This window comes from uncultured Roseobacter sp., assembly GCF_947499265.1.
Classification (GTDB): Bacteria; Pseudomonadota; Alphaproteobacteria; order Rhodobacterales; family Rhodobacteraceae; genus Roseobacter.
This window is the reverse complement of the sequence record NZ_CANMNK010000002.1, coordinates 406,363-420,647: the sequence shown is the minus strand read 5'-3', so window position 1 is coordinate 420,647 and position 14,285 is coordinate 406,363. Positions and strand designations below refer to the sequence as shown.

The 14,285-nt window shown below is 61.0% G+C and carries 13 protein-coding genes; 10 read left to right on the top strand and 3 right to left on the bottom strand.

Translation table 11 applies throughout. The annotated features are described in order from the left end of the window. Positions 1-201 precede the first annotated feature (201 nt). Positions 202-2,361: a phosphoribosylformylglycinamidine synthase subunit PurL gene (gene purL / locus Q1A63_RS06675; protein WP_298969849.1), complete on the top strand. Its 2,160-nt coding sequence runs from the start codon at positions 202-204 to the stop codon at positions 2,359-2,361. A 3-nt stretch (positions 2,362-2,364) separates the two neighbouring features. Here purL and Q1A63_RS06670 read toward each other — a convergent pair whose 3' ends face one another. Beyond that, positions 2,365-3,627 (bottom strand): VWA domain-containing protein, encoded by a 1,263-nt coding sequence (locus Q1A63_RS06670; protein WP_298969850.1) that lies wholly within the window; start codon positions 3,625-3,627, stop codon positions 2,365-2,367. 66 nt (positions 3,628-3,693) lie between these two features. Then, positions 3,694-4,602, bottom strand: a complete 909-nt coding sequence (locus Q1A63_RS06665) for a MoxR family ATPase (RefSeq protein ID WP_298969851.1) — start codon at positions 4,600-4,602, stop codon at positions 3,694-3,696. A 212-nt stretch (positions 4,603-4,814) separates the two neighbouring features. Between Q1A63_RS06665 and Q1A63_RS06660 the strand changes: the two genes are divergently transcribed. The 9 genes from Q1A63_RS06660 (at position 4,815) to Q1A63_RS06620 (ending at position 13,826) form a co-directional block, all read left to right on the top strand. Further along, on the top strand, positions 4,815-5,864 hold the full coding sequence (locus Q1A63_RS06660) for a glycosyltransferase family 2 protein (protein ID WP_299631097.1): 1,050 nt from the start codon (positions 4,815-4,817) through the stop codon (positions 5,862-5,864). 105 nt (positions 5,865-5,969) lie between these two features. Next, positions 5,970-6,899 (top strand): phosphoadenosine phosphosulfate reductase, encoded by a 930-nt coding sequence (locus Q1A63_RS06655; RefSeq protein WP_299631096.1) that lies wholly within the window; start codon positions 5,970-5,972, stop codon positions 6,897-6,899. 38 nt (positions 6,900-6,937) lie between these two features. Continuing rightward, complete coding sequence (gene pyrC, locus Q1A63_RS06650; RefSeq protein WP_299631095.1) at positions 6,938-7,972, top strand: dihydroorotase; 1,035 nt, start codon at positions 6,938-6,940, stop codon at positions 7,970-7,972. 70 nt (positions 7,973-8,042) lie between these two features. After that, positions 8,043-8,723 carry an orotate phosphoribosyltransferase gene (locus Q1A63_RS06645; RefSeq protein ID WP_298969855.1) on the top strand — a complete coding sequence of 227 codons (681 nt, stop codon included), beginning with the start codon at positions 8,043-8,045 and terminating at the stop codon, positions 8,721-8,723. 145 nt (positions 8,724-8,868) lie between these two features. Then, positions 8,869-10,356, top strand: a complete 1,488-nt coding sequence (locus Q1A63_RS06640) for a replicative DNA helicase (protein WP_298969856.1) — start codon at positions 8,869-8,871, stop codon at positions 10,354-10,356. A 48-nt stretch (positions 10,357-10,404) separates the two neighbouring features. After that, a complete protein-coding gene (locus Q1A63_RS06635; RefSeq protein ID WP_299631094.1) occupies positions 10,405-11,196 on the top strand; it encodes a DUF1194 domain-containing protein in 792 nt (263 codons plus the stop codon). Positions 11,197-11,278: 82 nt separating this feature from the next. Continuing rightward, positions 11,279-12,310 (top strand): alanine racemase, encoded by a 1,032-nt coding sequence (alr, locus tag Q1A63_RS06630; RefSeq protein WP_299631093.1) that lies wholly within the window; start codon positions 11,279-11,281, stop codon positions 12,308-12,310. Then, a complete protein-coding gene (locus Q1A63_RS06625; protein WP_299631092.1) occupies positions 12,307-13,083 on the top strand; it encodes an ABC transporter permease in 777 nt (258 codons plus the stop codon). The genes alr and Q1A63_RS06625 overlap by 4 nt, the downstream gene beginning before the upstream one ends. Continuing rightward, positions 13,080-13,826: an ATP-binding cassette domain-containing protein gene (locus Q1A63_RS06620; RefSeq protein ID WP_298969860.1), complete on the top strand. Its 747-nt coding sequence runs from the start codon at positions 13,080-13,082 to the stop codon at positions 13,824-13,826. Before Q1A63_RS06625 ends, Q1A63_RS06620 begins: the two co-directional genes overlap by 4 nt. Here the strand turns inward: Q1A63_RS06620 and Q1A63_RS06615 are convergent. Further along, complete coding sequence (locus Q1A63_RS06615) at positions 13,823-14,170, bottom strand: cupin domain-containing protein (protein ID WP_298969861.1); 348 nt, start codon at positions 14,168-14,170, stop codon at positions 13,823-13,825. The two genes, Q1A63_RS06620 and Q1A63_RS06615, sit on opposite strands and share 4 nt — an antisense overlap. Positions 14,171-14,285 lie beyond the last annotated feature (115 nt).

Genomic DNA, 14,285 nt, shown 5'->3' with positions numbered 1-14,285 from the left:
CCTGCATCTGCCTTCATACCTCCCTGTTGGACTTGGCCGAGCTTCGTGCTCGGCCTTTTTTTTCGACCGGTACGGTGCCCAAAGCTGCCGGTTCGGATGAGATCGGGCGCCTGCGCCATGCAAAGCGGGCTTTGCTCTTTTCCCCACCTGCCCCTTCCTCTAAAGAACCCCCAAGGATTTGCCACGGGGGGCCTACGCGCAATGACCGAACCTGCCATCACACCGGACCTGATCGCAAGCCACGGGCTGAGCCCGGAGGAATACGAGCGTATTCTGGAAATCGTGGGCCGCACGCCGAGCTTCACCGAGCTTGGGATATTCTCGGCGATGTGGAACGAGCATTGCTCCTATAAGTCCTCCAAGAAATGGCTGCGCACCCTGCCCACCACCGGCCCGCAGGTGATCTGCGGTCCTGGCGAAAACGCCGGCGTGGTCGACATCGGCGACGGGCAGGCCGTGGTCTTCAAGATGGAGAGCCACAATCACCCCTCCTACATCGAACCCTATCAGGGGGCGGCCACCGGCGTGGGGGGCATCCTGCGCGATGTCTTCACCATGGGCGCGCGGCCGATTGCGGCGATGAATTCGCTGAGTTTCGGGGAAGCGTCCCACCCCAAAACCCGGCAATTGGTGAATGGGGTGGTTGAGGGCATCGGTGGCTATGGCAATTGCTTTGGCGTGCCCACCGTGGGCGGCGAGGTGCGGTTCGATCCTGCCTATAACGGCAACTGCCTGGTGAATGCTTTCGCCGCTGGTCTGGCCGATGCGGATAAGATTTTCTATTCGGCAGCGTCCGGCGTTGGCATGCCGGTGGTCTATCTGGGCGCCAAAACCGGGCGCGACGGCGTTGGTGGCGCGACCATGGCCTCCGCCGAATTTGACGATACCATTGAGGAAAAACGCCCCACCGTGCAAGTGGGCGACCCCTTCACCGAAAAACGCCTGATGGAGGCGACGCTGGAGCTGATGCAGACCGGCGCGGTGATTTCAATTCAAGACATGGGGGCGGCAGGCCTGACCTGTTCCGCCGTGGAGATGGGTGACAAGGGCAACCTCGGCGTGCGGCTCGATCTGGAAAACGTGCCGGTGCGCGAAGAGATGATGACCGCCTATGAGATGATGCTGTCAGAAAGCCAGGAACGCATGCTGATGGTGCTGCGCCCGGAGCTTGAGGCAGAAGCAAAAGCGGTCTTTGACAAATGGGACCTCGATTTCGCCATCGTCGGTGAAACCATTGCCGAGGATCGTTTCCTGATCGTGCACAACGGCGAGGTCAAAGCCGATCTGCCGTTGAAAACGCTGGCGGGCACCGCGCCGGAATATGACCGCCCGTGGGAAGAAACCCCTGCCCCCGCCGCCTTTGACGAGGCCCTCACGGTCGATCCGATCGAGGGGCTCACAGCGCTGATCTCTAGCCCGAACTACGCGTCCAAGGAATGGGTTTACACGCAATATGACACAATGGTCATGGCCGACACGGTCCGCATTCCCGGGCTGGGTGCTGGCATCGTGCGGGTACATGGCACCGATAAGGCGCTGGCCTTCACCTCGGATGTGACGCCGCGCTACGTCAAGGCCAACCCGGTTGAGGGCGGCAAACAGGCCGTGGCTGAAGCCTACCGCAATCTGAGCGCCGTGGGGGCCACCCCGCTGGCGACCACCGACAACATGAATTTCGGCAATCCGGAAAAGCCGCAGATCATGGGGCAATTCGTGGGCGCGATCAAAGGCATCGGCGCCGCCGTCGAGGCTTTGGACATGCCCATCGTGTCGGGGAATGTATCGCTCTATAATGAAACAGATGGCGCTGCGATCCTGCCGACACCGACCATCGGTGCCGTTGGATTGCTCGCTCACACCGACGACATCATCGGATGTGATGTGCACGAACATGATGTGGCGCTGGTGCTGGGCGAGACGGCGGGCCATCTGGGGCAATCGGCACTGCTGGCCGAAGTGTTTGGCCGGACGGAGGGCGATGCGCCTGCTGTCGATCTGGCACAGGAAGTCGCCCATGGCAATTTCATCCGGACACACCGCGCGATGATCGGTGCCTGCACGGACCTTTCTGACGGCGGGCTGGCGCTGGCGGCCTTCGAGATGGCGGAAAACGCGGGCATGGGCGTAACGCTGGAAACAGATGACACCGGCACCCTCTTTGGTGAGGATCAGGGCCGCTATCTGATCGCCTGCAGTGCGGCGCAGGCCGAGACGCTGATGGAGGCCGCAGGCACCGCCGGGCTGAGCCTGACGCAGGTGGGCCGTTTTGGCGGGTATGACGTCTGCATGGGGGCCAGCCGGGCCTCAGTGACGGCGCTCTCCGTGACCTACCGCACCGCCTTTGCGCAATCGGTTGCCTGACCTTCAGACGCCGATCAGCCGCATCAGCCGGTCTTTCTCGCCCATATCCTCCGGGCGGGAAAGCGACAGCGCGAGATCTTCGAGCGAGGCAATGGAATGGCCCGCGCGGAAGCTGTCCACATGTGGCAGCATCGCTTTGATCCCTTGGGCTTTCGGCGCGAAGCCCTCCCAGCGCAGCAACGGATTGAGCCAGATCAGACGGCGTGAGGATAGATGCAGCCGTTCCATGTGACGCGCCAGTGCAGCGGGATCGTCCCTGTCCAGCCCATCGGTGATCAGCAAGACCACCGCCCCCTGCCCCATCACCCGGCGTGACCAGTCACGGTTGAAGCTTTCCAGACACTGACCGATGCGCGTGCCGCCTTCCCAATCCTGCGCCTCGGCCCCGGCGGCAGCAAGCGCCGCATCCACATCACGGTGTTTCAGATGACGCGTGATGTTGGTGAGACGGGTGCCAAAGGTGAAGGCGTGGACCTTAGCCCAGCCCGCGCCCTTTGCATTGGCGACCGCATGCAGAAAGTGCAGTACCACGCGGCTGTATTGGCTCATGGAGCCGGAAATATCGCAAAGCACCACCAGGTTGGGCCAGCGCGGGCGCGGTTCCTGCAGCGCGATCTTGTGCATCTCTCCGCCCTGTCGCATCGCCGCGCGTAAAGAACGTGCCGCATCGACACGTCGTCCCGTCAGGCTGGATTTTGCGCGCCGCGACCGGATCGGCGGCACCGGCAGGTTCAGCTTGGCCAGCATGCGTTTGGCGGCGGCCATTTCCGCGGTACTCATCTGTTCGAAATCGAGAGAGCGCAGCCGCTCCTGCGAGGACATCGTAAGGCTGGCGTCGATCTCGACCTCGGTGGCGTCCTCGCTCTCTGGTTTGTCCTCGTTGAAATCGGGGGCTTCCGCCCCGTCGAGCAAAGCCTCAGCCGCTCGTTTCTCAGCGGATTGTGCCTTGCGGTCTTCCTGCACGCCGCGGACCGCGGGGATCATGTAGGACATCATATGTTCGAGGTAGCGCGGGTCGCGCCAGTAGAGCCGGAAAATCTGAGCAAAGACCACGCGATGCTCCGGACGGTTCACGAAACAAGCATGCAGGGTCCAGTAAAAGTCGCGTTTTTCGGTGAAACCCGCGGCCTCGACCGCGCGAATGGCATCAATCACCCGGCCCGGACCAATGGGAAGGCCCGCGCGGCGCAGGGCGCGCGCGAAATGCGTGATGTTGCCCGCCAGCTTTGGATCCTCCGGCAGATCCAGCGGTGCGTATTCAGGCATGGTGCCTTTTGGGGCGCTGCCCCGGCGCTGCGCGCCTCCCCGGGATATTTTGGGCCAGAAGAAACATCACACCGGTTCCAGTGACGCTTTGACCTGATCCAGAATGCGCTTGGCCTCCGAGCCCTGCAATTTCTGGATGTCGTCCTGGTACTTGAGGATTGCGCCCAGCGTATCCGCGATGACCTCCGGGCTGAGGGTGATCGCATCCAGGGCGAGCAGGCATTTCGCCCAATCGATGGTTTCCGCAACGCCGGGTTTCTTGAAGAGGTCTTCGGTGCGCAGCTGTTGGACGAATGCGACCACTTCCCGGCTGAGCGCCTCGGCGGCTTCGGGTGCACGCGCCTGCAGGATGTCCATCTCGCGGTCAAAATCGGGGTAGTCGACCCAGTGGTAAAGGCAGCGTCGCTTCAAGGCGTCGTGCACTTCGCGGGTACGGTTAGACGTGAGGATGACAATGGGCGGTTCAGGTGCCTTGATGGTGCCAAGCTCGGGGATCGTCACCTGAAAGTCACTGAGCGCTTCCAGCAGAAAGGCCTCGAAAGGTTCATCCGTCCGGTCGAGCTCATCGATCAGCAAGACCGGCGCACCGTTTTCATCCGGGCGCATGGCTTCGAGCAGTGGCCGCTCGATCAGATAGTCATCGCTGAAGAGCTCCGTCTGGAGCGCTGTGCGTGAGGTATCGCCTGCCGCCTCAGCGGTGCGGATGGCAACCATCTGCGCGGGGAAATTCCACTCGTAAACGGCGCTCGACGCGTCCAGCCCTTCGTAACATTGCAAGCGGATCAGCCTGCGGCCCAGACCGGTGGAAAGCGCCTTGGCAATTTCCGTCTTGCCCACGCCCGCCTCGCCTTCGAGGAACAGGGGCCGCCCGAGGCGTAATGCCAGAAACACCACCGTGCCCAGGGATCGGTCACATACGTATCCTTGATCCGACAGCATCTGCTGCACGGCATCGATGGTTTCCACTTCGGACATGATCGCTCCTTTTACTGGATCGTAACCTGCATTGCAGCACCCGGTCGTCAAGCAAAAGATCGCGTCGGGGATAAGCAATTGGTACTATAGCCTGCGCCGATAATGCTGTTTCGAATCGATCTTCGGTCTCGAAAATCGACAGGCCCGGCTCTTGCCTATTCCCGTCTGGTCGATCACCAAGGGTATGAGCTTCGACCACAAGTGGTGACCTGTTGAACATCCTCGCTGTCCTGACCGTTCGCAATGAAGGCGCTTTCCTGCTGGAATGGCTGGCGCATCACCGGGCCATTGGCGTCACCGATTTCATCGTCTGTTCGAATGACTGCGCGGATGGCACCGATGTGATGCTCGACCGATTGGCGGAAATGGGGTGGCTGACGCATCTGCGCAATCCCGGTCCTTATGGCAATCGCGGTGTCCAGTTCAACGCCCTGCGTCTTGCCGACAAGCACCCGAAAACAGCCGCAGCAGACTGGCTGTTGCCGCTGGACATCGACGAGTTTGTGAATGTGCATGTGGGGGACAAGACGCTGCCGGCCTTGATCGCAACCCTGCCCGACGCGACAGCGATCACCCTGACCTGGCGGTTGTTCGGGAATGCGGGCCAGGTGCGTTTTGAGGATGCCCCGGTGACGCAGACTTTCACCCGCTGTGCCCCGCACGTCATCTATTGGCCCTGGCGCGCGGCAATGTTCAAGACCCTTTACCGCAACGATGGTGCCTATCGGAAGCTGGGGGTGCACCGGCCGAAATCACCTGACCCGGACAAACTGGCCAATGCACGCTGGTTCGATGGCGAAGGACGCCCCCTCGGAGAAGCCTTTCGCAAGAACCGGATTTTTTCCGATTACGGCCAATCCAATCATCGGCTGGCGCAGTTGAACCACTATCCGCTGGGCGCGATGGAGAGCTACGTGCTCAAAGCCGACCGCGGGCGTGCCGTGCATTCGGATACGGCGCTGGATCTGGACTATTGGGTCGAGCGGAATTTCAACTCGGATGAAGATACATCTATCCACGCCATCGCGCCCAAGAGCCAGCCGATACTGGAGGGTCTCCTGGCAGATCAGCAGCTTTCCCGACTGCATGCAGCGGCGGTGGCCTGGCGTCACAAAAGATTCGAAGCCCTGATGCTGCAAGAACCGTTCAGAGCGCTTTTCGGACGGTTGCTGATGGCGGCCCCCTCACGGAACATCGACGCGGATACGGCGCAGACACTGGTGCAATATGCGCTTCGCGATATCCGGAACCGCAACAGTTAACTATGAAACCAGAAGCTGTTTCCGTAATTTTGCCTCAAATCGTACTTAGTTTACTCTGAATTCGGCGCCACCTATGACCGGCGCACAGATTTGAGGATGCCTGACATGCCGGACGCGGCGTTCGATTTTGAATATTCGCTCAGAAACCTGAGCAAGCGGGAATGGCTCGCCGAAGTCGCCAACATCGTTGACGAACATGGCTATCTGACGCCGCTTGGCAAACGTCATACCGCTGCTTTTGTCGAAGACGGGCCAACGCTGCTGGTGTCTTTCGAAACCCATCAAGGCATACAGACACTTTCTCCGGAGGCGCAGCCCCTGGGCTGGGACATGGTGAAATCACACGGCTGGTCGCATCTCGCGATCATCAGTGACGGCGACACCTGGTTCCGCGACAAGGCCATTTACGCTTTCTTCGACCGGCTGGTCGACGATGGGTTCTTCGACGAATTCGAAACGGTTCTCTTCTACGGCGCGGGGCCCTGTGGCTACGCGGCGACGGCCTATTCGGTGGCGGCCCCCGGCGCGCGGGTTCTTGTCGTCCAGCCACAAGCCACGCTCGATCCGCGAGTGACAGCCTGGGACAAACGCTTTTTCGAAATGCGCCGCACCAATTTCACCGACCGCTACGGCTATGCGCCCGATATGCTTGATGCAGCGGAGCAAACGCATGTTATTTACGATCCCTACCAGACCGAAGACGCCATGCACGCAGCACTTTTCACCAGACCGGGCGTGACGAAACTGCGCTTGGCCCACATGGGCGGCGCGATACAGACCGACCTGCTGACGATGGAGCTGCTCCACCCGCTTATGGCCGCGGCGGCGGCGGGCAACCTGACACCGGAATATTTTGCAAATCTGGCCCGGGCGCGTCGCGATCATATGCCCTATCTGCGCAGGCTTCTGGCACGGCTCGATCAATTGGAACGGCGGTCGCTGGTCATTGCCCTCTGCCGCAACGTGGTGAGCCGCAGGCGCGCGCCGCGCTTTGCCAAACGACTGCAACAACTGACCTCCGAGAGCACCGACTGACGCTGGTGCTGCGCGCAGAGCTGTGCTAGCGCATCGCCATGACCCAGAGCCTCACAATCCGCCGCCCCGATGACTGGCACCTGCACCTGCGCGACGGCGCCATGTTGCAAGCTGTCCTGCCTGCCACCACCGCCCATTTCGCCCGTGCCATCATCATGCCCAATCTGGTGCCGCCGGTGGTGACCTCTGCCAAGGCGATGGAATACCGCGACCGCATTCTTGCAGCGGTGCCCGAGGGCGCAGATTTCACGCCGCTGATGACGCTTTATCTGACCGAGGACACAGACCCCGCAGATGTCGCTGCCGCGCAGGCCTCCGGCCTCGTTCATGCGGTGAAGCTGTACCCCGCCGGGGCCACGACAAACTCCGCCAGCGGTGTGTCCAATTTCGACAAGGTCCGGCCCGTGCTGGAAAAGATGGCTGAGATCGGCCTGCCGCTCTGCGTGCATGGGGAGGTGACCGATCCGGACATCGACATCTTCGACCGCGAAGCCGTGTTCATCGACCGCGTGCTGGATCCCATCCGTCTCTCAACGCCCGGCCTGCGCGTGGTGATGGAGCATATCACCACCAAGGACGCGGTTGATTATGCCCGCACCCAGGACGATACGCTGGGCGCCACGATCACAACCCATCATCTCGTGATCAACCGAAACCACATTCTCGCCGGGGGCATCAAACCACATTACTATTGCCTGCCCGTGGCCAAGCGCGAGGAGCACCGCCTGGCCCTACGCGCCGCCGCAACCTCCGGAGACGCGCGTTTCTTTCTGGGTACGGATTCGGCCCCGCACACGGATGCCAACAAACTGCTGCCCTGCGGCTGTGCGGGCTGCTTCACCGCCCCCAATACGCTGTCAATCCTGGCACAGGTCTTTGAAGAAGATGGCGCGCTCGACCAGTTAGAGGGTTTCACCTCCCTGAACGGGCCCGCCTTTTACCGTTTGCCTGCAAATACCGACACCATCACCCTGGAAAAATCCGGCGCAAACTACCCCTCTCACATTGATACCGCTGACGGGCTAGTGACCGTTTTTGATCCCGGCTTCCCGCTGGATTGGGCGGTGCGCTAGGCTTCTTCTGGCCGCAAATATCTCCGCCGGAGGCAAGATCTCTTCTGGCGTGACAGCAAAGGACCGCATGATGATCCCCACAAGTTATCCCGACCCAGCCGAAATCGCCCGTCTCACGGCCCGGATGCTACTGGAAATCAAGGCCGTCCACTTCAACGCGACCGACCCCTTTATCCTTGCCTCAGGTCTGCCCAGCCCCACCTACATCGATTGCCGCAAACTGATCAGCCACCCGCGCATCCGCAGCACGTTGATGGATTTTCTGACCGTCACCGTCATGCGCAACGCGGGTTTCGAGGCCTTTGACAACATCGCCGGCGGCGAAACCGCGGGCATCCCCTTTGCTGCGCTTGTTGCCGAACGCATGGGGTTGCCGATGACCTATGTGCGCAAAAAACCCAAAGGCTACGGTCGCAATGCGCGCATCGAAGGCGACATGAGCGAGGGCCAGCGGGTGCTGCTGGTGGAAGACCTTACAACCGATGGTGGTTCAAAGCTCTCCTTCGTGGATGCGATTCGCGACACGGGCGCCACTTGCGGCCATACGGCGGTGATTTTCTACTACGGGATTTTCCCCGAAACTGAAAAGACCCTTGGCGATCATGGGGTTGCGCTCCACCACCTGTGTACCTGGTGGGATGTGCTCGCCGAAGCCAAGGCACAAAGCGCGTTCGACAGCGAAACCCTGACCGAGGTCGAGGCCTTTCTAAAGGCCCCGCGCACCTGGCAGAACGCGCGTAAAACGACTTAACCGGTGTCAACATATGGGTATTCGCGTGCATCGTGCCGCAGCATGATGTATGATTGGCCTTATCCACAGGTTGTCCAGAGAAACATACAATTTGCCTCGGACAAACGACACGAGCTAAGACACCCCCGGGAAGAGTGGGACAGGCATGAACGAGATTACAGCATTCAATCCAACGGGCGTGGACGTGCAGTCGCCCGAGACGATGCCGCATTCCATCGAGGCTGAGCAACAGCTTCTGGGCGCCATCCTCACCAACAACGATATCTATGATCGGGTCGCTTCTATCATCGGTCCGAAACATTTTTATGACCCCGTGCATGCGCGTATTTTTGAGATCGCGGCGGCACGGATCGCCAAGAACAATCTGGCCTCTCCCGTCACGCTCAAAACCTTCATGGAAGACGACGAAGGGCTGAAGGAACTGGGCGGCCCCGCCTATCTCGCGCGCCTCGCAGGGGCCGCGATTTCCGCCTTTGCCGTGCGCGACTACGCGCAGATGATATATGATCTTGCCGTGCGTCGCGACCTCATCCAACTGGGCCGTGAGATTTCCGACAAGGCTGCCACGGTTGATGTGGCTTCCGAGCCCAAGGAGCAGATCGTCGAGGCCGAGCAAGCGCTCTACAAGCTCGCCGAACAAGGCCAGACCGAAGGCGGATTTCAAAGTTTTCTCAAGGCGGTAACGGACGCTGTTAATGTTGCAAATGCAGCTTACCAACGTGAAGGCGGGCTTGCGGGTGTCTCCACCGGCCTGATCGATATGGACAAAAAGCTCGGCGGCCTGCACCGCTCGGATTTGCTGATCCTTGCCGGGCGCCCCTCCATGGGCAAGACCTCCCTGGCCACCAACATCGCCTTCAACATCGCCAAGGCCTACAAGAAGGGTAAACGCCACGACGGCAGCGAAGGCGCCATCGAAGGCGGTGTCGTGGGTTTCTTTTCGCTGGAGATGAGTGCCGAGCAGCTCGCCGCGCGGATTCTGTCAGAGGCAGCAGAAGTGCCCAGCGAACAGATCCGTCGCGGCGATATGACCGAAGCAGAGTTCCGCCGCTTCGTGGATGCAGCCAAGGCGCTCGAAGCCTGCCCGCTCTTTATCGATGATACACCCTCCATCCCGATTGCGCAGCTGGCCACCCGGGCGCGCAGGCTGAAACGGACCCACGGGCTCGATCTGTTGATCGTCGACTATATCCAGCTCGCACGCGGCACCTCGGACAACCGGGTGCAGGAGATCGGCGAGATCTCCATGGGGCTCAAGGCCATCGCCAAGGAGCTCGACATTCCGGTCATTGGTCTCTCGCAGCTGTCGCGGCAGGTGGAGAGCCGTGAGGACAAGCGCCCGCAACTGAGCGACCTGCGCGAATCCGGCTCCATCGAGCAGGACGCCGATGTGGTGATGTTCGTGTTCCGCGAAGAATACTACAAGGAACGCGAGAAACCTGGCGATCACGATCTCGAAGCCATGGCCAAGTGGCAGGAAGAGATGGAACGCCTGCATGGCCGCGCCGAAGTGGTGATCGGCAAACAACGGCATGGGCCCATCGGCACCGTGGAGCTTAGCTTCGAGGGCCGTTTCACCCGCTTTGGCAACCTCGTGCAACCCTGGCAGCAGGGCAGCGACCAGAACTTCTGATCAGAATTGTGATTGGACAGCTGGGCCGTTTTCTGGCGCAGTAGCCCCATGCGCTGGCTCCTGACATTCTGCCTGATTTTGGCTTCTTTTGCAGCCCGCGCCGAGGATATGGAAGTTGATGTGGAGCTCTTCCTCGCGGTTGATGTTTCCCGCTCCATGTCCCCGGCGGAGCTGGAGATCCAGCGGCGCGGATACGCCGAAGCCCTGACCAGCCGCCAGGTGATAGACGCAATCGACAGCGGCCTGCTGGGGCGCATCGCCATCACCTATGTCGAATGGGCGGGCGAATATTCGCAGCGCGTCATCGTCCCCTGGACGCTGTTGCAATCCGCCGAAGACGCACGCGACATCGCCCATCAGATCACCGCGCGCTTCGACGAAGGGCTCAGGCGCACCTCGATTTCGGGCGCACTGATGTATGCCGCGGATGATTTTGACGGCAACGGCTTTGCCGGATTGCGCCGGGTCATTGATGTATCGGGGGATGGTCCCAACAATCAGGGCCGCCCCGTGTTGCGCGCGCGCGATGCAGCGCTTGAACGGGGTTTCATCATAAATGGCCTGCCCTTGATGACCCAGGATCAGCTCAGCGAGATCTGGGGCATTCCCGATCTCGATGTCTATTACAAAAACTGCGTGATCGGCGGCCCGGGCGCCTTTGTGATCCCGGTTCTGGCCTGGGATCAATTTGCCCAGGCGGTCAAACGCAAGCTGGTTTTGGAGATCGCCGGTCTGCCCGCGCGCCTCCACCCGGCGCAATATCAGTCCCCTGCTCCCTATGATTGTCTGGTCGGTGAAAAGATGTGGGAGCAGAACCGGGCGTATTTTGATATTCCCTGAGATCGGTCCGATCATCGGCATGGTTCCGACCCTCGTCCCATTTTCTACTTGACGCGCTCGGCATCCCTGTCAAAACCCGGCCATGGCGATAGCGACCCTGACAATTGATCTTTCGGCGGTGACCGAGAACTGGCGGAACCTCAACGCGATGGCGGGTGGCAAGGCGGCCGCGGTTGTCAAAGCCGACGCCTATGGGCTGGGCATGCCACAGGTTGTGAAGGCGCTGACCCGCGCCGGCGCCCGGACGTTTTTTGTCGCCGTGGCCGAAGAAGGGGCCGCCCTGCGCAAGTTCCTGGGCAAAGGCCCGCAGATCAATGTCTTTTCGGGACATATGGAGCGGGACACCCCTTTGATCCGTGACGCTGAATTGACCCCGATGCTGAATTCCATCGACCAGATGCTGCGCCATGTGGAGGCCCTGCCCGGGCATCCTTTCGGGCTCCAGCTTGACACCGGCATGAACCGGTTGGGCATGGAGGACGCAGAATGGACCGCCCTGCGCGAGGTCGCCCTGGAACAGCGCCCAACCCTGATCATGTCGCATCTGGCCTGTGCCGACGCACCCGATCACGCGATGAACGCGCGCCAGTTGCAGGTGTTCCATGAGATGACGCAGGATGTCGGCGTGCCGCGCTCGCTGGCAGCGACAGGCGGTACGCTTCTGGGGCCTGATTACCACTTTGACATGGTGCGCCCGGGCATCGGCCTCTACGGGGGCCTGCCCTATATCGATGCGCGCCCGGTTGTGTCGCTTTATGCGCCGGTGATCCAGATCCGCGATGTCGCGGTGGGAGAGACCGTCGGCTATTCCAACACATGGGTGGCGCGCGGCCCTTCCCGGATCGCCACGATTGCGGCGGGCTACGCCGATGGCATCATCCGCGCCATGGGCCCCAACGCGCGCCTGCACACCGGCAGCTCATCCGTGCCGGTGGTAGGGCGCATTTCCATGGATCTGATCGGCGTGGATGTGACCGGCATCGCCGAAGAGCCCGAACATCTTGAACTGATTGGACCCCATCAATCGGTGGACACCGTCGCAGGCTTCGCTGAGACCATTGGTTACGAAATCCTGACCTCACTGGGAGCGCGCTACAAGCGCGTCTATCTTTGACAAATCCGCTCGCTCTCATAGGTCGCACTGTCCTGACCGTGCTCGCCACCATTGGACGCATCGCGATCTTTGGTTTCGAAACCATCAGCCATATGCTGCGCCCGCCGTTTTACGGTCGCGAATTCCTGTCCGCGCTGCTGAACATCGGCTGGCTGTCGCTGCCCGTGGTCGGTCTGACGGCCGTTTTCACCGGCGGTGCGCTGGCCCTGCAGATCTACGCAGGTGGCTCGCGGTTCAACGCCGAAGCCGTTGTGCCGCAGATCGTTGCCATCGGTATTGTGCGTGAACTTGGGCCGGTGATGGTTGGGCTGATGATCGCCGCCCGCGTCACCTCGTCAATTGCCGCCGAAATCGGAACCATGAAAGTCACCGAACAGATCGACGCGCTGATCACCCTGTCGACGCATCCGATGAAATATCTCGCCGTGCCGCGGGTGCTCGCGGGGGTGCTGGTCGTGCCGGTGCTGGTCGCAGTGGGCGATATCGTCGGCGTCTTTGGCGGCTACGCGGTTGCCACCGGCACGCTTGGCTTCAATCCGGCAGGCTACATCCGTAATACGGTGGATTTCCTGGAGCCGCTGGATCTGATCTCGTCGCTGACCAAGGGCGCGTTCTTCGGCTTCGCCGCCACCTTGATGGGATGCTACTACGGCATGCACTCGGGCCGCGGCGCGATGGGTGTGGGGCGCGCCACCAAATCCTCCGTCGAAGGGGCCGCGGTGTTGATCCTTGCCGCGAACTTCCTGCTCACCGGGGTGTTTTTCTCGCTATGATCAAGATGAAAGACGTCCATAAATCCTTCGGCAGCAACCATGTTTTGCGCGGGCTGGACCTGAACATTGAAACCGGCACCTCGATGGTGATCATCGGCGGGTCGGGCACCGGGAAATCCATCGCGCTGAAATGCATTCTGGGCCTGGTCAAACAAGACAAAGGCACCATCAGCGTGGACGGCAAGGACGCCGCCTCCGGAGACCGCGATGCCTTTCTGGCGCGTTTCGGGATGCTGTTTCAGGGTGGTGCGCTTTTCGACAGCCTGCCCGTCTGGCAAAACGTCGCGTTTCGCCTGCTGCGCGGCTCGCTGAAACGTCCGCGCGACGAGGCGCGTGAAATTGCCATTGAAAAGCTGCGGCGCGTGGGCCTGAAGCCGGATGTGGCGGATCGTTTTCCCGCCGAACTGTCAGGCGGCATGGCCAAACGTGTCGGCCTTGCGCGCGCCATTGCGGCGGAGCCAGAGATCATCTTCTTTGACGAGCCCACCACCGGCCTTGATCCGATCATGTCGGGCGTGATCAACGAGCTCATTCGCGAGATCGTGGTGGAAATGGGCGCGACTGCCATGACCATCACCCATGATATGACATCGGTGCGGGCCATCGCGGATAACATCGCCATGCTGCACGACGGGGTGATCCAATGGACCGGTCCGGTGGCCCAGATGGACGCGAGCGGCAACCCCTATCTCGACCAGTTCATTCAGGGCAAGGCCGAGGGGCCGATCGAGGCGGTGCGTTAGCGGTTTTCCAAGATCCGGTCGTCGGCAGCACTCGGGCTGGACACCACCAGAAAATCAACCGGCCCGGGGCTGTCATTGCGGGCTTGATGGGATAGACCGGGAGCAACTTCGATCCCTTGATTGGCGCTGATGGCATGACGTGTTCCATCCAGTTCCATGGTCAACTCCCCTGCCAGCACATAGAAAAATTGCCGTGACAATGTGTGATGGTGACGGTCTTCCGCTTTTCCGGGTGGCATGCGTTCCTGTTTGACCGACAAACCGGGATGATCCACCAGCGGCCAGCCGTCACAGACCTGCTGCCAGAGGTAATGCGATGCTGTCTCTGTGCTGATAACCGTCATGCCGCCCCCCTTTTCAACACCTTTCCGCGATGTGGCGGCAAAACCCGGCCCGCGTCAATGTGGCCCTGCCTGGTTTTGCAACAGGCGACGTCACTTTTGACTTTGACCCGCCCGT